Raw genomic sequence first — 22,067 nt, 5'->3', positions numbered from 1 at the left:
TCTTTTGTATGTCGATGAGTCTGGGGATATAGGTGCGTATAATAAGGCTGCTGGCCAGACCGGCTGTAGTTATTATGCCTTAGCAGGCATAATTTTGCCTATGGATAAATGGCAGGAAAACTTGATTGGTATGGTAAAACTTCGCCGAGAATTAAAACAGATTTTTGGCTTCCCCCAATCCGAAGAGTTGCATGGTGCAGAACTATTTAATCCGCGGGGAAAGCGTAATTATCCCAATCCTAAACTGCAACATAGGTCGGAAAGAATGAAAATTTATCACTACTTTCTTGAACGTCTGTCTGCTGCTTTGCCTGATGCCAAAGTATTGACGGTATCTATTTAGCCCCCTAATCCAATTGGAGTCTCGTCTCAAAATAGGATAAAATGAAAACATGAGGGGAGAGACGAGACATGAGATCGACTCGGTATACTAAAGAATTCAAAGAAATGGTAATTGAAGAAATCAAACAAGGTGCTGATGTAGCCCAAGTTGCCAGAAAACATGAAATTAGCCCTAAAACTGTTTATAACTGGTTAAATCGGGCCAAACACAAAGACTGGGAAAACACGGATCCTAGCGCCAAGAAAACCAGCTCGTATGTTCCGACTCCTCAAGAATTTAGGCAACTTGAGACTGAAAACGAACGGCTTAAACGCATTTTGGGCGATAAAGATCTCGAAATTGCAATATTACGTGATCTTTTAAAAAAGACCAACCCCGGCTATCGGACAAAATAGCCGTGGCCGATAAGTGGATAAGCCGGGGATATCCTGTGGCCCAAGTGCTGCGCATTATCGGCATTAACGCATCAACTTATTACGAGCGGCGAAAACATCAGCAATCATTAGAACATACAGAAACAAAAACACAAACGGCACCAAAAGTAACACGCGGCGGCCGGCCAGTCCCTGGTTATTCGTATAATGAATTGGGAGAACGGATATGCGATGAACAAATTAAGGAGTGGCTGCTCGAACTAATCTCGGGCGAAGAAAGTGTTTATGGTTATCGTAAACTTGCCAAGTGCCTGACGCAAGAATACAAGTTAATCATCAACAAGAAAAAGGTATACCGGCTCTGTAAAGAACTTGATATTTTAAGACCACAGCGTAATAGACATATTCGTCATATCCGCCGTCTGGCTCGTAACCGGACAGTTAGCAAAATCAACGAACTATGGGAAATTGATATAAAATATGGCTATATTGCTGGCGAAGACCGCTTTTTCTTCGTAATGTGCGTAATCGACATCTATGATCGAATGATCATAGACTACTATATTGGTCTGACATGTGAAGGTGTACACGCTGCAAGCTTGCTCAAACGAGCACTATTCAGGCGCAAATTGCTGCAAACGGATGTGCGTCCAGTTGTTCGGACTGATAATGGACCGCAATTTACGTGCCACGCATTTGAAGAAGCGTGTGCCGCTCTAAGTATCGAACATGAGCGCATACCACCCAAGACACCCAATATGAATGCCCATATTGAGGCTTTCCACCGTTTACTTGAAGATGAATGCCTGTCGCGGCATGAGTTTGAAAGCTATCAGGAAGCTGTTAAAGTAGTAGCAGAATACATTGACTTTTACACCAATCGGCGTCTCCATAGCAGTTTGCGATATATGTCACCAGCTAGGTTTAACGGCTTGGTTGCAGCAACTGGAGAAAGCCTGTTTACAGTTAAGGTCTAATAAGCTTTCGCTGATGACCGTAAAAGCATGTGCGCAGTCATAATGTCAAGGCCTGCCATTAGCAGAGCGAAGCGTGCCTTGACATATGACAAGCATGGGCTACACTCGCATATGCGAAAGCGTAAGAAAAAGCAATCCTGTGATTTTATGAGCATTTTAAGACAGGACTCCAAAATTAAGGGGTTAATCCGGTATTCTTAGACAAAGTCAATACAACTCTGAAACAGGAAAAGTGGTATGATACAGCGTGGCGCTGTTTACTGGAAAGATTTCAGACGTATATGCTAAAGCAAGATGCCAATGCTTACGGCATGGTAATTACTGATGAGGGTAACGAAATTCACTTGCGAAAAATTCAAAGACGGTTACGGCAATATAATCCTACTAGCAGCAAATTTGGCGAATGGTACAATAACCGGTTAGACCGGATAATTGAAGACCCCTTTGAACGGCAGTCGCATCACAGTTTTCTTATCCAGGCTGCGGATATGATTGTTCATGCTCTTTATCGGCAGGAGAACCCGAAAGGGTCTTATAAAAAGTTTAATGCTGATAGATTATTCCTTCATATTAAGCCTATGACCATAAAAGAAGCAGCGGCTGACGATCCGCTGCAGATGGGCATAAAACGAATATGAGTATAAAAAAATAAAACCCGCTACGAGCGGGCGTTTGGCAGAACCTACACCGCCAGTGCGGCGGTTCAGCTCCGCACTTCTATTATAAAATATTTTTCGGCAATTTGTCAAAAGAAATAACTTAAAAGATAGTGTCAAGACATTGTAGGATTTTTTAGAAGACATACCATCGCGGATGAGTTAACATAATATTAAGCATAGGCAAGCGAAAGCTCCCGCAAGGCCTTATATAAGAAGTTTTTCGGCCCCTTTAATACAGGAATATTGTCATGTGTTTCACAGGTTGCTTTTGTTTTCTTTTGCCGTTCAACTTCTACAGTTTCTGCCGGGCTTGTTGTCATTATCTCAATTTTGTAATTTACTTGTTGTTGTCTTAGATATTCCTCGGCTACTGACTGACCATTTGCCTGACATACGCGTATGTATGCCATATGCTTGGCGCCTTCTCGGCTCCACCCCATCGGCCGGCTGCTCATGCGCGCCGATAATACATGACTGATATGCCCTTCTGCACTGCATTTTATCTCTTTGTGACTATATGTTCTGGTTATCCCTTCCCAGTTGCTTCGAATGTAGCTCCAGGATTGTATAATTGCCTGTTTCCGACTTGCCGTTGGCGCCCTTTTTAGTAGCTTTTCAATGACTTCTTGTGCTTTTTCAAAGTTGCCAAACCGCAATGCTCCCATTAGTGTCTTGTTGAGTTCTTTGTTACCGCCTAACGCTCGCCGAATGTACTTCATTAAGTGGAACTTATCTGAAATAAATTCTGCCTTCGGAAAAACAAGCTGAGCACACTTAATCCATGCTGCACCATCACCTATTACATAGATCTTTTCGATACGATCAAGGTCATAGCGCTTGTTTACTTCGTCCCATACTTTTTCCCAAAATTCATCTGCTTCTTTATCCATACCGCTTAGATATACCGGATTTTTTAGTGACCGTCTTCCGTCTTTTTCTTCCCAGCCCTCATGTATATAAACCAGCCGGGATTCCAACGCCCGCCCATGCTGGCAGGCTACATGGTCTTCATCTGCTTCTATGTAGAGTCTTGGCACTGCTTTACGCTCTTGTACCGGCATCTCGGGCTCTTTGAATTCGCGAACTGCCCGCAAGACTGTCTGCCCGCTTAATGCTACCCCGCCACATGCCGCTCCTACTTTTTCGGCGCTTTTGCGGTAAGACATTTCGGCTGCATGCTCGATCAGTTTTGCCTTGACCGTTGGGTCTAATCGCATATGCGGCGCGTAACCTGCTTGTTCATCAACTAAATATGCGTATTGCCCTGTTTCCTTATGTCGGTAGTAGGTTCTGGCATAGCTTACAGTCCCAAAACAGGTTACTACTTCTTTAACGTCATCTTTTCGGCAAACTACCCAGCCAGGACGAAGCGTCTTATCTTGTTTGATCAGTTGGTCCATTTTTTCTAAAACCGCCTTGATGATTGTGCGCCCTACGTCATGTAGTTTATTTTGTAACAGCCGCTCAAAATTCTGAAAATCCATCTCATACAATAAACGCTCAAATTCTTTCTCGTCTTCTTCCAACTTCGAAAGGATAATTTCTTTGATATATCGAATAATTACTGACATGAAGACATCACCCCTGGGTAATCTTTTTGGATTACTCATCCCGTCGAAGGATGGTGATGTCTTCTTCTTTTTTCTTCCTCAAAAATCCTACAGTAATTTTACACTAACACTTAAAAACAGGAGCGTATCATATGTCCTACAAAAAGAAGCTCATCGAAGTGGCCCTGCCGCTGGATGCTATTAACCAGGCGTCGGCCCGGGAAAAGTCTATCCGCCACGGCCACCCATCCACCCTGCACCTGTGGTGGTCACGCAAGCCCTTGGCAACCTGCCGGGCAGTGCTGTTTGCCACGCTAGTGGACGACCCGTCCAGCCATCCGGACAGGTTCCCCACCGAAGCCGACCAGGAAAAGGAGCGGAAACGGTTATTTGGCATAATCGAAGAACTGGTCAAGTGGGAGAACACGAATAACGAAGAAGTGCTGGCGAAAGCCCGTAAAGAGATCATGAAGGCTACCAACAACAATCCGCCGCCGGTGTACGACCCCTTCTGCGGCGGCGGTTCCATCCCCCTCGAGGCCCAGCGGTTGGGCCTGGCGGCGTACGCCAGCGACTTAAATCCGGTGGCGGTGCTGATCACCAAAGCGCTTATTGAAATCCCGCCCCGGTTCGCGGGGCGAGCGCCCGTCAACCCCGAGGCGCGGCGGCAAATCGGCGCCGGCCAGGGGTGGCAAGGGGCGGCCGGTCTGGCCGCCGACGTGCGCTACTATGGCGAATGGATGCGCCGTGAGGCCGCCAAGCGCATCGGCCATTTATACCCCAAGGTGAAACTGCCGCCCGAGCATGGCGGCGGGGAGGCCACCGTCATCGCCTGGCTATGGGCGCGCACCGTGCGGTGCCCCAACCCGGCCTGCGGCTGGGAAATGCCGCTGGCAAGCAAGTTTTGGTTATCAACAAAAAAAGGCAAAGAGGCGTGGGTCGAGCCGGTGGTGGACGGCGCGGTAAAACAGGTGCGGTTTGTCGTAAAGACGGGGAAAGGCAAGCCGCCGGAAGGGACGGTGAGTCGTCGCGGGGCTAAATGTATATGCTGCGGCACGCCGGTGGCCTTTGACTATATCCGCGGCGAAGGCCAGGCCGGACGGATGGGCGTTCGCCTGATGGCGATCGTGGCGGAAGGCCGTAACGGGCGGGTATATGTCGGGCCGGACGAGGAGCATGTACAGACGGCCCTGGCGGCGCGGCCGCAAAACGTTCCTGACACTGACTTGCCGGAAAAAGCATTAGGTTTTAGAGTTCAGCAGTACGGAATGACGAAACATAAAGACCTCTTCACTCCCCGCCAGCTGGTCGCGCTAACCACCTTCAGCGACCTGGTGGCGGCGGCACGGGAGCAGGTTTATCAGGACGCGGTAGCGGCAGGGATGGCTGATGACGGTACACGCCTTAACGACGGCGGCGCCGGTGCGGCGGCTTATGCCGACGCCGTGGCGACATATCTGGCGCTGGCGGTGGATAAGGGAGCGGATTACTGGTCTAGCATGTGTAGTTGGCATACTTCCGGCGAAAAAATGAGGAATACTTTTGGTAGACAGGCAATTCCAATGGTTTGGGATTACGCGGAATGTTGTCCATTTAGTACCTCAACAGGCAATTGGACTGCTTGTGTTGATTGGGTATGGAAGGTTATACATCAATTAGGAAGTAGAATTCTAGGAAAAGTATACCAACTTGACGCAACGGAACCTAATTTTGGTTTTTCGGCCATCATTTCCACCGACCCGCCCTACTACGACAATATCGGTTATGCCGATTTGTCCGATTTTTTCTATGTTTGGCTGCGGCGGGCGCTGCACGGCATATATCCTGATATTTTCAGCACCGTGCTGGTTCCCAAAGCGCCGGAACTGGTGGCTACTCCTTACCGGTTTGGCGGCGATAAGGACAAGGCCAAGGCGTTTTTTGAGCATGGGCTAGGTGCGGCCTTTGCCACGATGCGGCAAATGGCCCACCCGGACTACCCGCTGACGGTCTATTATGCCTTTAAGCAGGCTGATACCGAAGCTGGCGATGAAGGCGCCGAAACCCACGGCAGCACGGCGTCGACGGGCTGGGAGACAATGCTGGAGGGATTGCTAAAGGCCGGGTTTGTCATTACCGGTACCTGGCCGATGCGGAGCGAATTATCAAACCGGCCAGTTGCGAACGGCACCAACGCCCTCGCTTCGTCCATCGTTCTGGTCTGCCGCCCGCGGCCGAATGATGCGCCGCTGGCCACCCGGCGGGAGTTTTTGAGCGCCCTGCGGCGGGAACTGCCCCAGGCGCTCCACGAACTGCAGCAAGGGAGCATTGCTCCAGTCGACATGGCCCAGTGCGCGATCGGCCCCGGCATGGCCATTTTCTCCCGCTACAAGCGAGTACTGGAGGCGGACGGCCAGCCCATGCCGGTACGGACGGCGCTAGCATTGATAAACCAGGAGCTGGACGCTTATCTTGCTGCCCAGGAAGGAGCCATGGACGAAGACACCCGGTTCTGCGCCGCCTGGTTTGAACAGTTCGGCCTGGGCGAGGCGCCGTTTGGTGAGGCCGACGTTTTGGCCCGGGCCAAGAACACGGCGGTGGACAGGTTGGTGAGTGACGGTATCTTGGCGGCGGCCAAGGGCAAGGTGCGCCTGATCAAGCGGGACGAGCTCGCTGACTTTAGCCCCGAACACGACAGCCGCCTAACGGTCTGGCGCTCTGCCCAGCAGCTGGTCAAGGCGCTGCTAGAAGGCGGTGAAGACGCCGCCGCCCGGCTCGCTTTGCGCCTGGGCGGCGAACGGGCCGAACAGGCGAAAGCCTTGGCCTACCGCCTGTATACCATTTGCGAGCGGCGAGGCTGGACCGATGAGGCTTTGGCCTACAACACGCTGGTCGTTTCCTGGCCGGCTATCCAGCAGAAGATGGTGGAATTTGCCGCCCGGCCGGCCGTTCAGGTTGAACTGTCTTTATAGCGGAGGGAAGGAAAAATGGCCGATAATTATACGTTAATCACCAAAGGGTTTCACCTGCTTACCGAAATCCTGGCGCCGTATGTGGCCCAGCAGCTGCGGGCCTTTTTCGGCAATAATTGGTGGCAGGACGGGGTGCTTGCCGTGCTCTACGATGAGCAAAAACGCGACCTGCCCGATGATGGCGACTGGGGCATGCTGGTCGATTCGCTCGATGCCGCCCGATGTCTTGTTCTCATCGATATCCACTGGAACCAGATATTCAAACTAAAACTCAGCAAGGAACACCGCCACTGGGTGAAAGAGCTTATTACCACCCGCAATAAATGGGCGCACAAGGGGAGCGGCGATTTTTCCGCCGACGATGCCTGGCGGGCGCTGGACACCATGGCCCGCCTCACCGAACAGCTGGATGCCGAGACGACGGAAGCGCTGCGGGCCCTGGTGCGCCAGGTGCGGTACGGGACGACGGGCGCGTCGACAGCGGCTGCCGGGCTGGCGTCTCCACCGGCAGCGTCCCGTCATAGCCTTGAAGTGCTGCGGACAGTGCCCCGCGGCGGACTAAAGCCCTGGCGTAACGTCATCCGGCCCCACCCCGATGTGGCCGAAGGGCGGTACCGGCAGGCGGAGTTTGCTGCCGACCTTTCCCAGGTTGTGCGGGGGACGGCGCAAATCGAGTACCAGGACCCGGTGGAATTTTTCGCCCGCACCTATATCACTGAAGGGATGAAGGACCTCTTGGTGCAGGCCATCCGCCGCACCGGCGGCGCCGGTGGCGAGCCGGTCATCCAGCTTAAGACGGCCTTTGGCGGCGGCAAGACCCACAGTATGCTGGCCTTGTATCATCTGCTGCGCTCGGCGACGACCGTGGCGCGGCTGCCTAATCTTCAGCCGGTGCTGGCAGCGGCCGGCGCGGCGGAAGTGCCGCGGGCGCGCATCGCCGTGCTGGTCGGCACGGCCCTCAATCCGTCCAAAGCGCGGCGCCCGGCCAATTTACCGGGTATTACCATTAATACCCTGTGGGGGGAAATGGCGGCCCAGCTGGCCGAGCAGGTGGCCGAGGGCGATGCTGCCACCGCCAATAAGATTTACGACATTGTCCGCGACGCCGATAAAAAAGCGGTGCCGCCCGGGTCGGCGGCGCTGGTCGAGCTCCTCGACACCTGCGGCCCCTGCCTGATCCTGATTGACGAATTAGTGGCCTATGCCCGGAAAATTTACAAGGTCGACGGCCTGCCGGCCGGCAGTTTTGAAGCCGTCCTGACCTTTGTCCAGGAACTGACCGAAGCGGCCCGGGCCAGCCAAAACAGCCTCGTCGTAGCCTCTATTCCCGAATCGGAGATCGAAATCGGTGGGGAAGCAGGGAAGATAACCCAGGAGCAAATCGAGCATACCTTTGGCCGGATGGAATATATCTGGAAGCCGGTCGGCGCGGACGAGGGGTTTGAAATTGTCCGCCGCCGCCTGTTCCTGGACGTGGAAGACGAGGTGGCCCGGGACGAGGTCTGCCGCGCTTTTAGCGAAATGTACTCAGGCGGCGGCCGCGACTTTCCGCTGGAGACGAAGGAGCTGGCCTATTTGGCCCGCTTAAAGGCGTGCTATCCCATTCACCCCGAAGTTTTTGACCGGCTGTACAATGACTGGGCGGCGCTCGACCGGTTTCAGCGCACCCGGGGCGTGCTCAGGCTGATGGCGGCGGTCATTCATGAACTGTGGCTCAACCAGGATGCCGGTCTAATGATTATGCCCGGGTCGATCCCGCTAAATAGCGCCATTGTCCGGGAAGAACTGACCCGCTACCTGGATAACGGCTGGAACAATGTGGTGGAGACCGATGTGGACGGTCCGCGGTCACTGCCGCAAAAGTTGGAAAAAGAAAACCCCCGCTTCGGCCAGTGCATGGCGGCGCGGCGCGTAGCCCGGTCCATTTTCCTGGGTAGCGCCCCGTCGGTGCGGGAGCAGCGCAACCGGGGCATTGAAGACGTGCGCGTGCGCTTAGGGGTGGTCCAGCCCGGGGAAGCGGTGGCGGTGTTTAATGACGCGGCCGGTCACCTGCTGAGTCGCTCGACCCACCTCTATGTCAGTGGTCAGCGCTTTTGGTACGACCTGCCCCCGAACCTTCGGCGCACCGTCGAAGACCGGGCCCAGCAATATAAAAGCGACGATGTGGAGCTCGAGCTGGAAAAGCGCCTGAAAGCAATGCGCGACCGCGGCGAGTTTGCCGGCGTCCATGTCTGCCCTGCCTCTTCCGCCGATGTGCCGGACGAGCAGGCCGTGCGGCTGGTGGTGCTATCCCCCCAGCAGCATCACCGCCTGGGGAGCGCGGACAGCCCGGCGCTGGCGGCGGCGGGCGATATCCTGGCCAGCCGCGGCGCTGGCCCGCGACTATACCGCAACATGCTGGCCTTTGTCGCGCCTGACCGGGAGCTTATTGCCAGTCTTGACATGGAAGTGAGGCGGTACCTGGCCTGGCAATCGGTGCTGGACGAAGCGGAAGCATTAAATCTGGACGCCCACCAGCGGCGGGAAGCGGCGGAAAGCAAAAAGCGGGCCGACGAAACGGTCGACATCAGGCTGAAAGAGGCGTACTCGTGGCTGCTCACGCCGTATCAGGAAGGCGCCGGGCCGGTTATGTGGGAAACGGTGCGCATCGGCGGCAGCGCCGACAGCCCAGTAGTGAAAGCATCGCAGCAGATGCGGACAAGCGAATATCTCATTACCCGCTGGTCGCCGGCCCTTCTGTTTATGGAGCTGGAGCGCTGGCTCTGGCGGGACCAGGAGTATATTCAGATCAAGAAAGTATGGGAGTATTTGGCCAGCTACTGCTATTTGCCCCGGCTAAAGGACGTGAATGTACTCATCCACGCGATCGCGGAAGGCCTGCGGTCGGACGAATACTTTGGCTATGCCGCGGCGGTTACGGAGGCCGGCCGGTTTCTCGGGCTGTCTTTAGGTCCACAGGGCAGCGCCGGTTTCCCTGAGATAAGCGGCTTTTTGGTCAAACCGGCGGCAGCCAAGCGGCAATTTGCCCAGGATGAAGCAGAAGCCAGCCGCATGGCGCCGCCTGTTGATTATCCGCCGCAGCAAGACGGGGCAGCCGGGACGGCGGGCGTGCGCGATGGCCGCGACGTGCCGCCCGTTACCCCGCCGCCGTCGCCAGCGAAAAAAGTGCGCCGGTTCTTCGCCACCGTGGATTTAGATACGGCGCGCATCGGCCGGGACGCCGGCAAGATTGCCGAAGAAGTTATTCAGCACCTGGCGCTATTAAACGGGGCCCGGGTCAGGGTCAGCCTGGATATTCAGGCCGACTTTTCCGAAGGCGTGCCTGATAATGTGGTGCGCACCGTTACCGAGAACTGCCGGACGTTACGGTTTAAGCACCATGAGTTTGAGGAGTAGCTCGCCAATGATTAAGCATGTTTTTGTGTACGGCACGCTGATGTCCGGTCTGGCCAACCACCATGTGCTTAAGCCGTATATTAAAGCGATTGAGCCAGCGAAAACGGCAGGGCGAATATATCATCTCCCTTATGGCTATCCGGCCTACTGCGACGATGACGGTAACGGCGAGGTCACCGGTGAGCTGGTGGAGCTAAAGGACATTGACCAGGCGTTAGTTAGCCTTGACCAGCTGGAAGATTACTTTGGCCCCGGCTGTGCCAACAATCTCTATGACCGGATTGTTCGACCGGTTATCGCTGCCGATGGCCGCATAGTCGATGCATACATCTATGCGTGGCATGACCGGGAAAGCCTTGCCGTGCTCGGCGAGCTAGTGCCGGGCGGCGACTGGCGGGAATATATAAGGAATGTGTCGGCACCACCATGGCGGCTTGGGTGAGTTTTTGACCGCTTTGTCGCTGGTTTTGATCCTTTTGTCGAGAAAAAATACCCAATTAACGGAATGTTGACTACAATAACAATGTTAAGACAAATCGTGAAATGAGGAGGAGTTATCCATGTCCCGACAAAAGTGGCTTGCCCTCGCCATCGCGTTTGCCGCTCTGGCCGCTATCGTCTGGTTCACGCCCGCGGTTGCGGGACTGAAGGCGTCTGGCAAAGCGGCGCTGGGGGTGGCGGTGTTTGCCATCGTCATCTGGGCGACGCAGGCCGTAGATGATGCCCTTAGCGGTCTTATGATTGTTTTTCTGCTTGCTTCCCTCAACGCAACGAGCTTGGGCGGCGCTTTCAGCGGTTATGCCAATACTGCCCTTTGGCTCATCGTTATCGGGTTTATTATGGCCGCCTGTATGGAAAAATCGGGGCTTTCCAAGCGGATTGCCTTAATTTTGGTCAACGCCGCTGGTGGTTCGGCCGGCAAAGTATACTGGGCGGTGGCGGCCGTCATGGCGGTCATGAGCTTTCTTGTCCCGTCGATTACGGCTCGCACGCTGCTTATGCTGCCCATCATCCTTGGGATCGGTCAGGCCTTTGATGCCAAGCAGGGGCAGAGCAATATCGTGAAAGCCCTGCTGTTCATCGTTGCGATGAGCGGTACCATGATGAGCATCGGTATTTTGACGGCCCATGTGGGCAACCCGATTACGGCCGGCCTAATCGAAAGTGCGACCAAAAAAGCCATTTCCTGGTCGGAATGGTTCCGTGTCGGCGGACCGCCGGCTTTTACGCTGGCCTTCATTTCGGTCTATGTCCTTCGCCTGATGTGGAAGCCGGAAATCGAAAGCCTGGGCCAGGGCCAGGACTATGTCCGTCGGGAGCTGGCCGCCCTGGGGCCGCTTAGCAAACAAGAGCTGTATACGCTGGTCGTTTTCCTGGTAACGCTCGTCTTGTGGGCCACCGACTCGCTCCATAAAGTCAACGTTGTCATTGTTGGCCTGCTGGCCGTGCTGCTGCTCCTCTGGCCGGGCCGCGGCGTCATGAATTGGAAAGAGGCCCAGCAAAAGGTGCCATGGAATGTTTTTATCGTGTACGGCGCCGGCCTGTCGATGGGAACGGCGCTGGTTAGCTCCGGCGCGGCCAAGTGGTTGGCCGGTACGATGCTGTCCCCGATCGCGAACATGCCCCACGCCATGCAGATCATTGTTCTTATCTGGATCGTCACCGCGCTGCAGGTTTTCTTTACCGGCGGCGGGCCAAAAACGACGGCCCTTACCCCGGTCGTCATCGCCCATGCCGTGGCCATCGGCGCCGATCCGCTGGTATTTGCCCTGATTTTGGGTATGAACATGCAGCACCAGTACCTCTTGCCGGTCAGTAATATGCCTAATGCTGTCGCCATGGGCACCGGCCATATTACCGCCGGCGAGCTGTTTAGGACCGGCCTGGTTATGAGCATCCTGGGCGCGGCGTTCATGAGCGCCATGGTTGTGACCTATTGGAAATGGATTGGCATCGTGCAGTAAGGCTTTAAGCGAAGCCATCTCCTTATTGTGGTATACGAAAAGCTGCCCCTAGGGGCAGCTTTTCGTGTTTTGTCTAGTTCAGAGCGATAATTACAGATTTATGACGGTATCGGCATAGGCGTCGCAGCCGTCGCCGCAGGTAAACAACAAAATTTGGTGGTCTTTCGCCAGTTCCTTGAGAAGGGCAAAGGCTTTGGCCCGCCGGTCGGGATCAAAGTGGACAAAGGGGTCGTCGAGCAGTAGCGGCGGCTTTTTCCCCTGGCTGATTGCCGGGATGAGGGCCAAGCGGGTGGCGAAGTAGAGCTGGTCGCGGGTACCGGTGGACAGTTCACTGCCAATATCCACATGGTCGCCTTTGTCTGCCGAAAACACCATCGGGCTGAGGTCGGGACTGAGGCCGACCTGGTTGTAGCGGCCCTCGGTCAGGGTATTAAAGTAACGCAGCAAAGCGTCGCCGATGTCGCTGGTGATTTTCGCCACCGTGTTATTGCGGGCTTCGCTAAACCACTCTTTGAGAATGGAGAGCACTTGCACTTCTTCCTGCAGGGCGCGTAGCTGCTCCTGGCAGGTTTCGATTTCCTCGCGTTTCGTTTCAATATCTTCGATGCCATAGCGCACGGTGGCCAGGTAGGCTTCTAGCTTGGCCTGGGCGATTTCTTTGTCCCGCAGTTCGTGCTTTAGGTCGGCAACTTCTTTCTCCAGTCGGATGAGCTGCTCGGGGCTGATGGCGGGGAGATTTAAGTCGTCAAAGGCGACTTTGGCGACAAATACATCGCGGGCAGCCGCTTTTTGGTCTGCTTCTAACTTGTCTGCTGGGGGAAGCTGTTTGAGTCTGCCCTGTACTTGCTGCAGCTCGTTATTTTTGTCGCGCCACTGGATGCGCAATTTATCACGCTGATCGGTGAGGGCGGCGTGAAGCGTTTGCAGCCAGGCAAGGGCGGCCGGCAGGTCGCTTGCCGCCGGAGCGGTGGTGCCAGTTGAACTTGCGGCTGCCAGCGCTGCTTGTATCTGCGTCTGGAGTGCCTGTTCTTGGCCTTCGATCGTGCGGGCCCAGGCGGCTTGTTGCTGGTGGTAATGTTCGAGCGGGTGGCCGCCCAGCAGGGCGGTTAATGCTGCCTGCTTGGCCTGCACCTGGGCGCTGGCCTGGTCATAGGCCTCTTTCAGCCGGGCCAGTTCATCGGGGTCGCTCGCGCCATAGCCAGCTAGGAGGGCAGCCAGGTTGGCGCGAGCCTGGCGTTCGGCCGCCAGGCGCTTGGCGGCGTCGGCATTTTTATTGCCAATGCGGATGCGGGCAACGCCGGGCAGCTCAATTTCCACGCTGGCGCGGGCCTCGACCGTTTGGGCCGGATTGGTCAGTGGTTCGCCGTCGACAATGACGGTTGGCAGTGCAGCGGTCAGCGGCGTGATGTCGACGACAAACCCCTCGTTTTTCCCGGCTTGGGCCAGGCCGTGAATTTCGCTGGCTAGTTTCTGGGCGGTTTTTACATCAGCCGGTTTTACCGCCACACAGCCGGCCAAAACCGTTTGCGCCGCCTCGAGGTCGGCCTGGGCCGCCGCGATTTTGGCCAGTACGGTCGCCAGGATTTGGGCGTCGGTGCGGGAGCGCGCCAGCTCGGCGGCGGTCTGCAGCGCCTGGTCAATGGCGGCAACGACGGCCGCGATTTGCTGGCCTTGGGTTTCGATTTGCGTTAACTCGTCGGCGAGCTGTTTTGCCACCGTTTCGTAGTTGGCGCGTTGCGCCAGCTGGTCGGTGAGCGTGTTTAAGCGGGCGGTGGCATTATCCCACATTTCTTTGGCTTTTTTATACTGGACGTATTTTTCGTTTTCCGTTTCTTTGATCGCCAGTTGTTCTTTCAGGGTGGCGATTGCCTGCGACGTTTCGTAATACTCGGCGTATTTGGCGGCGGCCTGGCGGACGGTTTCTTCCATTTCTCGCAGTTCGGCCTGTAGCGCATCTAGTTTGTCGGTGAGCCGCCGGATGGGGCCGGGATTTTTGGCTGTGCCTTTTAGGCCTTTGGTGAGTTCGCTCAGGTGGTCGTCAATGTCTTTGAGCAACTTGGACACCACGACGCCATCTAGACCGCTCAGTTTTTCTTCCAGCCGTTTGCGCAGCTCTTCGGCATTCTTGAGCTGGATCATTTCTTCCGCCGAGAAATAAACGGTATTCAAAAACAGTGTGGCGGTCGGCAGGCCGAGAATTTCGGCCAGTTTTTCTTCAATCCGTTTCTTATCGGTCAGTTTTTTGCCGTCAGCTAAGTTTTCCAGCACTGACGTGCGGGCTTCAAAATCGCGCACCAGGCGGTAGCGCTTCCCGTCGGCGGAAAAGTCCAGGCGGATTTCGTACAGGCTATTCTGGCCCCAGGTCTGGTGTTGATAGACTTTGGCGGCGGCCGAACGGGGGTCGCCGAACAGGGCTATTTCCACGGCCTTGCGTAGCGACGTTTTGCCACCCTCATTTTTGGCTTTGATGAGGGTGATGCCAGGCTGTAAGGTGAGGTTTACGTCGGCTAAATTGCGGAAGTTTTTGACAGCGATCTGTTCGATCAGCATCTTAGTCCACCTCCCCGGCCGTCAGGATTTGGCAGCCGCGCGCCAGCACCTTGGCCAAGAGGTTCTTGTCTTCCGGCGCGGCCTGGGCCAGCCGCTCTTTCGCCAGCAGCAGGAACTGGCCGGCAAAAGTGTTTTCGTTTACTTGATCAAGGTTTACCGCGACGGACGGGCTGGCCGGGCTCCTAATTTCAAGGTAGAAAAAGGCGTTTTGCCAGCGCTTGGTCAGTTCGGCCAGTTTGGCCGCACCGCCTTCCGGCAGGTCGCCCCGCACCGTAAGCCGCAGCAGGCTGGTATCGCCCTTTAGTTCGGTCAGGCGGGCTTCGACTTCGTCAAAGGCGCACTCCGCATCGTGCCAGCGGTGATAAGCCACCGACAGGCGGGTAACACGCACGCCACTGTCGTCCAAATCCACCAGGCAGACCGTGCCGCTGTCCGCTTCCGTCCAGCTCAGGGTACCGGCAGCGCCGGCATAGCAGGCCAGGGGGGAGGTGCTGGTTACTTCGTAAAAGTTATGCCAGTGGCCGAGGGCCACATAGTCCATGCCGGAGGCGGCTAGCTGGTCGAACGTAATAGGGTAATCGTCGGCAGCCGCTTTACCGGGAATTTGCAGTGAGCCATGGGCGACGGCCACATTCCAGCGAAAATCGGCGTGAGGGGTAAGGCCGGCCAGCGGGCTGACCGGGCTGCGGTTAGCGGTATTGGCCTTGATATGTACAGCCAGCGAGAGGCTTGGAAATTCAAAGGTTTGGCCTTCTTCGGCCGTGGCGATTTGCACGTTTGGAAGCCGGGCAAAGACCTGGCGTTATAGACGGCCTGGCGGTCATAACAGTCATGGGTGCCTGGTTGAATAACGACCGGTACGTCCAATTTGCCAAACGTGGGCGGCGATAAAGTCTACCGTCGCCGGCGACACCTGGTTAGCGTCTACTAAATCGCCGGCACACAGCACCAAGTCGGCCCGCTCTTTTTGCGCGGCGGCGATAATGTTTTCGAGTGTTTTTTTCAGTCCTTCGCGCAGCAGCTTGCCGCGCGGCCCGAACTGGCGAAAGGGCGCGCCCAGGTGCAGGTCGGCGAAATGCAGTATTCGCGGCATCCGATCACCTCATAATATTATGCTTCTGTAAATATTATACAGCTTGGCGCAGGCGCTGGATAGTCCTGGGCAATTTATTGGTCTGACAATAACTGGGACAACTTTTTGTTGCGGTAGGCGGCGAGGGGTAGGACTAGCGGCTTGCGGCGGCGAATTAATTTAATTTAAAGTATGAGGTATGAAGTATGAGGTATGAGGTATGAGGTAAACGGAAAGTGGTTAAATATCGGTTTTCATGCTTTGTGGTGCCAATTTATCGGCATGATTAACTTTGCGGTTTAGGAGTTGTTGGTTGTGGCTCATGTTAGTTCAATCTGGCGGGTTGCCGCTGCTGACCGGGCGCTGCAGGCCGAGATTGCCGGGCAGCTGGGAATTACACCGCTGGTGGCGCAGATCCTCATTAACCGGGGAATTAACTCGGTAGAAGCGGCCGACGCATTTTTAAACGCCGGGGTTGAGCGTCTGCATGACCCCTTTGCCCTTAAAGGCATGGCGGCGGCGATCGAACGAATCCGTCAGGCATTACATTCCAAGGAAAAAATCGTTATTTACGGCGATTACGATGTGGACGGCATCACCGCGTCCGCACTTTTATATCGTGTACTCAGCCAGCTGGGGGCGGCAGTCGCCTATTATGTGCCTGACCGGTTCAGCGAAGGTTATGGGCTGAACATAACGGCCCTGCAAAACCTTTGCCGGGCGGGGGCTGACCTCATTATTACCGTGGACTGCGGCATTACGGCGGTGAACGAGGTGGCGGCGATTCGGGGGGAAGCCGATATTATCATCACCGATCATCATGAGCCGGGGGCGGCGGTGCCGGCGGCTCTGGCGGTGATCAACCCGAAACAGCCTGATTGCCCGTATCCGGAAAAGGCGCTGGCCGGGGTTGGTGTGGCTTTTAAGCTCTGCCAGGCTTTGTGGCAGGACGCGGGCCGGCCGGTGGACGAACTTTATAAATATCTTGACCTGGTGGCAGTGGGGACAGTGGCTGACCTTGTGCCGCTCGTAGGCGAAAACCGAATTATTGTTCGCGAGGGCTTAAACCGGCTGCCGGCGACTGAGAACGCCGGCCTGCGGGCGCTAGTTGCCGTATGCGGGTTTACCGACGGACGGATGGACACCGGCCGCATTGCCTTCGGACTGGCGCCGCGCCTTAACGCCGCCGGCCGGGTAAGCCACGCCTTGTCAGCAGTGGAAATGCTGATTACGGACGATGCGCTGTTTGCGGGGGAAGTGGCCAAAGAACTGGACGCCGCCAATGCCGAGCGCCGCCGCATCGAGGACGCCATCCGCGTCCAAGTGGAAGAGATGCTGGCCGGAACCGATCTGGAAGCAAACAAAGTGCTGGTCGTGGCTGCCGAGGATTGGCACCATGGCGTTATCGGCATTGTGGCTTCGCGCATTGTCGAGAAATTTTACCGCCCAACCCTGATTATCAGTATCGAAAACGGCGTTGGCCGCGGGTCTGCCCGCAGTATCCGCGGTTTTAACATCTTCGAAGCTCTCTGCCGCTCTTCCGACTTGCTACTCAGGTTTGGCGGTCACAGCGCCGCGGCGGGGTTTAGCATTCTGCCGGAAAATGTTGACGAATTGCGCCGGCGGCTTAATGCCTTAGCGGCTGAAGTGCTGACGCCTGACGATTTCCGGCCGGTAATTCAAATCGACGTACCGGTCATGCTGCGGGACATAACCCTGCCGCTGCTGGCAGAACTTAACCGTCTTGCCCCCTATGGCTTTGGCAACCCAGCCCCCGTCCTGGCCTGTAAGAACATTCAGGTGCTCGAAGCGCGTCGCATTGGCGCCGATGGCAGTCATCTCAAGCTCCGGGTGTGTCATGAAGGTTGTCCGGGCGAGGTGGTGATGTGGAACCGGGGGGATCTGGCGGACAAAATCCCTGTCAACAGCTTGGTTGCCATGACCTTCTTCCCGGAAGTCAATGAATGGCAAGGCCGCCTGTCTATCCAACTCCGGGCTAGTGATATTAAACGGCAAAGCGCGGGGTAAAGGTGGGACGGTTGGCATGATTGAACGAGTTCCGCAGGCGGTGCAGTTAATTTTAACCGCCCTGGGAGCAAACGGCTATGCCGCTTATATTGCCGGCGGCGCGGTGCGCGACCTTGTGGCCGGCCGGCCGGTCAACGACTATGACATTGCCACCAGCGCCCGCCCGGAGGCGGTGAGGGAGATTGCCGCCCGCCAGGGCTGGCAAGTAGTAGACAAGCTGGGGACAAACTACGGCGTCGTCATGGTGGTGGTTGACGGTACGGGAGTGGAGGTGGCTACCTTTCGCGGCGAGCGTTATGGTGAAGACAGCCATCGCCCCGCCGAGGTTTGGTATGCCGATACCATCACCGACGATCTTAGCCGGCGGGATTTTACGGTCAACGCGATGGCGATGGACGTCGCCGGCAACATCATTGATCCGTTTGGCGGTCGCCGCGACTTGGCGGCCCGCCTAATCCGAACGGTCGGCGATCCTAACCGGCGGTTTGGCGAGGACGCGCTTAGGATGTTGCGCGCCTGCCGGTTTGCCGCCCAGCTTGGTTTTGCCATTGATGATGTAACGCTGGCGGCCATTCCCGCCAATCTGGGGCGAATGGCCGGATTGTCTTTGGAGCGGGTACGGCTTGAACTGGATAAGCTGCTGCTTGGTGATTATCCGCATCTTGGGCTGGCTGCGCTGGTGGCTACCGGGCTGGCCGGCGCTTCCTGCCGGGTCAAAGAAAAGGGGGAGTACCAGGCGGTAGCCATTTTGCCCGAGCTCAATCACCTCGTCGGCCTGCCGCAAAATCCTGCTTACCATGCCTGGGACGGGTGGTGGCAACACTTTGGAGACGGTGCGCCAGACACCGCCCGATTTGACGCTGCGTTGGGCGGCGCTTTTTTTTCACGACATTGGCAAAGGCTTGCCGGGAGTGCGCGCTTTTAGCCCGGACGGACAGCCCACCGACCATGGCCATGACCAGGCGGGGGCGAAACTAGCGGCGGCCATCGCTTCCCGGCTGCGCTTTCCGGCCAAGCGGCGGGAACTGCTCGTCTGGCTGGTGGCCAACCATATGCGGTTTCACTTTTATGCGGCCCAGTCACCAGCGGCGGTCGTGCGTTGGGTGCGGCGCGAGGCGCGCTCCGGTCGTTTTGCCAGTTCGGCCGAACTAGCGGCCGCCTTTGCCCAGTTGGCCGCGCTCGGTGCGGCTGACGCCGCGGCGACCGGTCAGGGGAGCCGGCCGGTCGTCGCGGCCAAGCAGTTCGGGGGCTATCTCGCGCAGCTGGCGGCGGCGATGCCGGTCCATACCCGTGATCTGGCTTACGACGCCGGAAAGCTCAAAGCGGTGCTGGGCGATGGCCGCGCGATGGGCGAATTTCTGCGCATCGCGCTGCGGCGCGTACAGGACGGCCAGCTTGCGAACGAACCGGCGGCCCTGTGCGCCGCGGCGAGCAAGTGGCGACAGCGGCGGCAAAATTCGGGTGGCGGTGAAACAGGATAATTGCCGCTGAAAATGCAAATATTAAGCCTGTAAGGAGGCGATTACAATGAAAATTTGCATCATGACGCTGATCGTCCTGATGGTGATTGCCGCCCAGCCGCTGGTTTTTGCCAATCACGGCGGCAGCGGCCCGGCGCTGATAGCAGATGAGGGCGGTCAAGCCGTTGTTGCTTTTAAGCTATCCTCCCGCCGTGATCTTATCGCCTTCGCGCAAGGTGAGCGGTCTGATTGGCAAATTGTGTTGGCAACAATGAAGCGCTACGCTTTGGCATATTAGGTATTGTAAAATGCTAAACCCTCGCTGGCCGCGAGGGTTTGCCGGTTTTTGTCCGCTAATTAAGATTTTCACATTCTTGCAGGCGCGGGTCGCGGACGCGCCACGCCACCCAGACAGCCACGATGGCGAACAGGCTGGCCGTAAGCCAAAACACGGCGGGGATGGACAGGGAAAGGGCGATGGCGCCGCCAATGACGGGGCCGAGCACATTGCCCATTTGGGAGGCGGCGGTGGTGACACCGAAGGCGACACCGCGTTTGGCTGACGGGATTAATAGCGAGATAAGGGCGTTGACGCTGGGAAGCATCGCGCCGATGAACAGACCACTCACGCCGCGAAGCACGCCCAGCGTGAGGACGCTGCCCGCGAGCGCCTGACCGGCGAAGGACAAGGCGGCCAGGCTGGCGCCAATAAACAGGAATGATGTGATGGGCGATGCGGCTGGACCAGGCTGCCGACGACCGCCGACGCCAAGGCGCTGGTAAGGCCGGCGGCGGAGATAATGGCGCCGCAAATGCTGGCTACATAGGTGATGTTAGGGGCCAGGGTTTGGACATAAAGTGGCAATACTGGCGCAATGACCTGGACGGCAAACTGGACCAGAAACTGGACAAATAGCATGCCTTTCAAACCGGGGATGGCTAAGACCTGCAGGACTTGGCCGCGAACCGAGGGTTTGGCTTCAAGCTCTACCGGCACGAAGCGCTCACTGACAAACAGGTGGACCGTGACCAGCGAGACCAGGCAAAGCAGGCTAAAGGCGACAAAGGCGCTGCGGTAGCCGAAGTGGTCGGCGACCAAGCCGCCGAACATGGGGCCAAAGGCGCTGCCGGCAATCATCGCCGTCTGGAAGACGCCCATGGTAAAACCCAGCTCTTCCGCGGGGGTGATACTGGTGACCAGGGCCAGCGCTGCCGCCGTAAAACCACCGAAAATGCCCTGAATGATGCGAAGCACCAGCAGTTGGTAGACGCTCGTCACCAGCGCCATAAGGCCCATAATAATAGCGAAGGCGAGCATGACCCGTTCCACCATGGGTTTGCGGCCTTTCCGGTCGGCGAGGGCTCCCCAGTGAGGGCCGGCCAGCGCCGCAAACAGTGATGATACACCCATCAGGATACCGGACCAGAACTCAACTTCTTCCAGTTGGGTGATGCCGAGCTCGGGCACATAAAGCGGCAAAAAAGACATAACGCCGGTGATGGCGCCCATACCGGCCAGCTGGGCGAACCACATAACGGCGAGGTTTTTCTTCCATTCAGGCAGTTTGATCATCTGCATACCTTCTTTATTATCGGTTTAAAGAATATTATATCAAAAATCGTGGCCCTGCTCCAACCTGGAAATTTATGCTATATTTGCCGGACAAGTATACAGTATATATTGTTATCTAATGCTTGCATGGTGGGAGTGACAGTGCTAAAATATCTTTAGGATGAGGTACTAAATTGTATGGCGATTTACCGGAGGGAGTGAGGCTTTAATTTTTTAATTAGTGATTGATTAGCATAATTTGCTCCTAAAGTCAAACAATTGAGAGGTGCAGAAAATGGAGTTCTTAGTCGCACTATTTAGCATCATGATGGTGAACATCGTGCTTAGCGGCGACAACGCGGTGGTTATCGCTATGGCGAGCCGGTCGCTCCCCGCTAAGCAGCAAAAGATGGCCATCCTGTGGGGTAGTGCTGGGGCAATAGGGCTGCGGGTGATTTTAACCGTCGTGGCGGTTGCACTGCTAAAAATACCGTATTTACAGTTTGCCGGCGGCGTTCTGCTGGTGTGGATTGCCGCCAAACTTTTGCTGGAAGAACAGCATGACGAAACCATTGAAGCCTCCAAGTCCTTCTGGGGTGCCATCAAGACCATTATTATCGCTGACTTGGTGATGAGCCTGGATAATACACTGGCGATTGCCGCTGTGGCTAACGGCAACTATCTTCTGCTGGCCATCGGGTTGGCGCTGAGTATTCCCCTCATTATTTGCGGCAGTCGCCTTATTATGATGCTTATGGAAAAGTTTCCGATCATTGTCTATGCCGGCGCGGGCCTTATTGCCTGGACAGCCGGGGAGATGATGGTAGATGACCACCGTCTGGGCGTGTTTATTACCCAGCTCATGCCGGAATGGCTGTTGCCGGCCCTTATTACCGCCGGGGTACTGGGAGTGGGCGTGTATGTCAAGCGCCAGCGCGCCAAAACTGCTTCGCGCCAGACGGCTGTTATGTAACAAAAAACGGGATGCATGCTGTAGGATGCATGTATCCCGTTTTTTTGCGTCATTATTATTGCACTGTATAGCATTCCGGATTGGCCGGCGGCTCTTTGGCAGCAATCGCGGCGGCCAGGGCAATGCTTTCTTGGTGGCAACACGTCCAAAGATCACATCCGGGACCGAGGCAGTAGGTTGAACAATCGTACATAACTTTCCCTCCACCCTGCTTTTAA

At 56.1% G+C, this 22,067-nt stretch carries 20 protein-coding genes; 13 read left to right on the top strand and 7 right to left on the bottom strand.

Going from position 1 to position 22,067, the window contains the following annotated elements; translation table 11 throughout:
• Positions 1 to 4: 4 nt before the first annotated feature.
• The 4 genes from TCARDRAFT_RS01770 to TCARDRAFT_RS01755 all read left to right on the top strand — a co-directional run bounded on the left by TCARDRAFT_RS01770 (position 5) and on the right by TCARDRAFT_RS01755 (position 2,332).
• Positions 5 to 343, top strand: coding sequence for a DUF3800 domain-containing protein (locus TCARDRAFT_RS01770; protein WP_198003877.1), 339 nt, complete (start codon positions 5 to 7; stop codon positions 341 to 343).
• Positions 344 to 411: 68 nt separating this feature from the next.
• Positions 412 to 738 carry a transposase gene (locus TCARDRAFT_RS01765; RefSeq protein ID WP_007288295.1) on the top strand — a complete coding sequence of 109 codons (327 nt, stop codon included), beginning with the start codon at positions 412 to 414 and terminating at the stop codon, positions 736 to 738.
• Between the two features lie 35 nt (positions 739 to 773).
• Positions 774 to 1,694: an IS3 family transposase gene (locus TCARDRAFT_RS01760; protein WP_007288294.1), complete on the top strand. Its 921-nt coding sequence runs from the start codon at positions 774 to 776 to the stop codon at positions 1,692 to 1,694.
• A 218-nt stretch (positions 1,695 to 1,912) separates the two neighbouring features.
• Complete coding sequence (locus TCARDRAFT_RS01755; protein ID WP_083795362.1) at positions 1,913 to 2,332, top strand: DUF3800 domain-containing protein; 420 nt, start codon at positions 1,913 to 1,915, stop codon at positions 2,330 to 2,332.
• 191 nt (positions 2,333 to 2,523) lie between these two features.
• On the opposite strand, the gene TCARDRAFT_RS01750 is transcribed toward TCARDRAFT_RS01755, so the two are convergent.
• Positions 2,524 to 3,924 (bottom strand): ISLre2 family transposase, encoded by a 1,401-nt coding sequence (locus TCARDRAFT_RS01750; RefSeq protein ID WP_007288292.1) that lies wholly within the window; start codon positions 3,922 to 3,924, stop codon positions 2,524 to 2,526.
• Positions 3,925 to 4,055: 131 nt separating this feature from the next.
• On the opposite strand from TCARDRAFT_RS01750, the gene TCARDRAFT_RS01745 reads away from it, so the two are divergent.
• The 4 genes from TCARDRAFT_RS01745 (at position 4,056) to TCARDRAFT_RS01730 (ending at position 12,214) form a co-directional block, all read left to right on the top strand.
• Positions 4,056 to 6,854, top strand: coding sequence for a DUF1156 domain-containing protein (locus TCARDRAFT_RS01745; RefSeq protein WP_007288291.1), 2,799 nt, complete (start codon positions 4,056 to 4,058; stop codon positions 6,852 to 6,854).
• A 15-nt stretch (positions 6,855 to 6,869) separates the two neighbouring features.
• Positions 6,870 to 10,250 (top strand): Swt1 family HEPN domain-containing protein, encoded by a 3,381-nt coding sequence (locus TCARDRAFT_RS01740; protein WP_007288290.1) that lies wholly within the window; start codon positions 6,870 to 6,872, stop codon positions 10,248 to 10,250.
• A 7-nt stretch (positions 10,251 to 10,257) separates the two neighbouring features.
• On the top strand, positions 10,258 to 10,692 hold the full coding sequence (locus TCARDRAFT_RS01735; RefSeq protein WP_007288289.1) for a gamma-glutamylcyclotransferase family protein: 435 nt from the start codon (positions 10,258 to 10,260) through the stop codon (positions 10,690 to 10,692).
• 118 nt (positions 10,693 to 10,810) lie between these two features.
• Positions 10,811 to 12,214: an SLC13 family permease gene (locus TCARDRAFT_RS01730; protein ID WP_007288288.1), complete on the top strand. Its 1,404-nt coding sequence runs from the start codon at positions 10,811 to 10,813 to the stop codon at positions 12,212 to 12,214.
• A gap of 90 nt (positions 12,215 to 12,304) precedes the next feature.
• On the opposite strand, the gene TCARDRAFT_RS01725 is transcribed toward TCARDRAFT_RS01730, so the two are convergent.
• The 3 genes from TCARDRAFT_RS01725 to TCARDRAFT_RS01715 are packed head-to-tail and all read right to left on the bottom strand — an operon-like array spanning position 12,305 to position 15,857.
• Complete coding sequence (locus tag TCARDRAFT_RS01725) at positions 12,305 to 14,764, bottom strand: ATP-binding protein (protein WP_007288287.1); 2,460 nt, start codon at positions 14,762 to 14,764, stop codon at positions 12,305 to 12,307.
• Position 14,765: 1 nt separating this feature from the next.
• Positions 14,766 to 15,539, bottom strand: coding sequence for a metallophosphoesterase family protein (locus TCARDRAFT_RS01720; protein WP_007288286.1), 774 nt, complete (start codon positions 15,537 to 15,539; stop codon positions 14,766 to 14,768).
• A 54-nt stretch (positions 15,540 to 15,593) separates the two neighbouring features.
• Positions 15,594 to 15,857, bottom strand: coding sequence for a metallophosphoesterase (locus TCARDRAFT_RS01715; protein WP_007288285.1), 264 nt, complete (start codon positions 15,855 to 15,857; stop codon positions 15,594 to 15,596).
• 294 nt (positions 15,858 to 16,151) lie between these two features.
• On the opposite strand from TCARDRAFT_RS01715, the gene recJ reads away from it, so the two are divergent.
• Genes recJ through TCARDRAFT_RS01700 form a run of 4 tightly spaced genes read left to right on the top strand, consistent with a single transcriptional unit; the run spans position 16,152 to position 19,622 of the window.
• Positions 16,152 to 17,864, top strand: a complete 1,713-nt coding sequence (gene recJ, locus TCARDRAFT_RS01710; RefSeq protein ID WP_007288284.1) for a single-stranded-DNA-specific exonuclease RecJ — start codon at positions 16,152 to 16,154, stop codon at positions 17,862 to 17,864.
• Positions 17,865 to 17,880: 16 nt separating this feature from the next.
• Positions 17,881 to 18,789, top strand: a complete 909-nt coding sequence (locus TCARDRAFT_RS15680; protein ID WP_007288283.1) for a CCA tRNA nucleotidyltransferase — start codon at positions 17,881 to 17,883, stop codon at positions 18,787 to 18,789.
• A complete protein-coding gene (locus tag TCARDRAFT_RS15675; protein ID WP_232199075.1) occupies positions 18,698 to 19,345 on the top strand; it encodes an HD domain-containing protein in 648 nt (215 codons plus the stop codon). The genes TCARDRAFT_RS15680 and TCARDRAFT_RS15675 overlap by 92 nt, the downstream gene beginning before the upstream one ends.
• Positions 19,346 to 19,391: 46 nt before the next feature.
• Entirely contained in the window at positions 19,392 to 19,622 is a 231-nt protein-coding gene (locus TCARDRAFT_RS01700; RefSeq protein ID WP_040682943.1) for a hypothetical protein, read from the top strand.
• Positions 19,623 to 19,677: 55 nt separating this feature from the next.
• On the opposite strand, the gene TCARDRAFT_RS14790 is transcribed toward TCARDRAFT_RS01700, so the two are convergent.
• Together TCARDRAFT_RS14790 and TCARDRAFT_RS01690 are read right to left on the bottom strand one after the other, a co-directional pair.
• Entirely contained in the window at positions 19,678 to 20,013 is a 336-nt protein-coding gene (locus tag TCARDRAFT_RS14790) for an MFS transporter (RefSeq protein WP_198003876.1), read from the bottom strand.
• A complete protein-coding gene (locus TCARDRAFT_RS01690; protein WP_007288281.1) occupies positions 19,950 to 20,897 on the bottom strand; it encodes an MFS transporter in 948 nt (315 codons plus the stop codon). The genes TCARDRAFT_RS14790 and TCARDRAFT_RS01690 overlap by 64 nt, the downstream gene beginning before the upstream one ends.
• 274 nt (positions 20,898 to 21,171) lie before the next feature.
• Between TCARDRAFT_RS01690 and TCARDRAFT_RS01685 the strand changes: the two genes are divergently transcribed.
• Complete coding sequence (locus TCARDRAFT_RS01685) at positions 21,172 to 21,849, top strand: TerC family protein (RefSeq protein ID WP_007288280.1); 678 nt, start codon at positions 21,172 to 21,174, stop codon at positions 21,847 to 21,849.
• Positions 21,850 to 21,904: 55 nt separating this feature from the next.
• Here TCARDRAFT_RS01685 and TCARDRAFT_RS15410 read toward each other — a convergent pair whose 3' ends face one another.
• Positions 21,905 to 22,042 (bottom strand): hypothetical protein, encoded by a 138-nt coding sequence (locus tag TCARDRAFT_RS15410; RefSeq protein ID WP_156784619.1) that lies wholly within the window; start codon positions 22,040 to 22,042, stop codon positions 21,905 to 21,907.
• Positions 22,043 to 22,067 lie beyond the last annotated feature (25 nt).

Source organism: Thermosinus carboxydivorans Nor1 (genome assembly GCF_000169155.1).
GTDB classification, from domain to species: Bacteria; Bacillota; Negativicutes; order Sporomusales; family Thermosinaceae; genus Thermosinus; species Thermosinus carboxydivorans.
This window is presented reverse-complemented; position numbering and strand designations above follow the sequence as displayed.

What these genes read in the sequence shown, in the direction of transcription:
- TCARDRAFT_RS01740 (WP_007288290.1), top strand. Translation starts at nt 6,870, where the DNA reads ATGGCCGATAATTATACGTTAATCACCAAAGGGTTTCACCTGCTTACC.
- TCARDRAFT_RS01685 (WP_007288280.1), top strand. Translation starts at nt 21,172, where the DNA reads ATGGAGTTCTTAGTCGCACTATTTAGCATCATGATGGTGAACATCGTG.
- TCARDRAFT_RS01690 (WP_007288281.1), bottom strand. Translation starts at nt 20,897, where the DNA reads ATGATCAAACTGCCTGAATGGAAGAAAAACCTCGCCGTTATGTGGTTC.
- TCARDRAFT_RS01715 (WP_007288285.1), bottom strand. Translation starts at nt 15,857, where the DNA reads ATGCCGCGAATACTGCATTTCGCCGACCTGCACCTGGGCGCGCCCTTT.
- TCARDRAFT_RS01765 (WP_007288295.1), top strand. Translation starts at nt 412, where the DNA reads ATGAGATCGACTCGGTATACTAAAGAATTCAAAGAAATGGTAATTGAA.
- TCARDRAFT_RS15680 (WP_007288283.1), top strand. Translation starts at nt 17,881, where the DNA reads ATGATTGAACGAGTTCCGCAGGCGGTGCAGTTAATTTTAACCGCCCTG.
- TCARDRAFT_RS15410 (WP_156784619.1), bottom strand. Translation starts at nt 22,042, where the DNA reads ATGTACGATTGTTCAACCTACTGCCTCGGTCCCGGATGTGATCTTTGG.
- TCARDRAFT_RS01735 (WP_007288289.1), top strand. Translation starts at nt 10,258, where the DNA reads ATGATTAAGCATGTTTTTGTGTACGGCACGCTGATGTCCGGTCTGGCC.
- TCARDRAFT_RS01725 (WP_007288287.1), bottom strand. Translation starts at nt 14,764, where the DNA reads ATGCTGATCGAACAGATCGCTGTCAAAAACTTCCGCAATTTAGCCGAC.
- TCARDRAFT_RS01750 (WP_007288292.1), bottom strand. Translation starts at nt 3,924, where the DNA reads ATGTCAGTAATTATTCGATATATCAAAGAAATTATCCTTTCGAAGTTG.
- TCARDRAFT_RS01730 (WP_007288288.1), top strand. Translation starts at nt 10,811, where the DNA reads ATGTCCCGACAAAAGTGGCTTGCCCTCGCCATCGCGTTTGCCGCTCTG.
- TCARDRAFT_RS01745 (WP_007288291.1), top strand. Translation starts at nt 4,056, where the DNA reads ATGTCCTACAAAAAGAAGCTCATCGAAGTGGCCCTGCCGCTGGATGCT.
- TCARDRAFT_RS01700 (WP_040682943.1), top strand. Translation starts at nt 19,392, where the DNA reads ATGAAAATTTGCATCATGACGCTGATCGTCCTGATGGTGATTGCCGCC.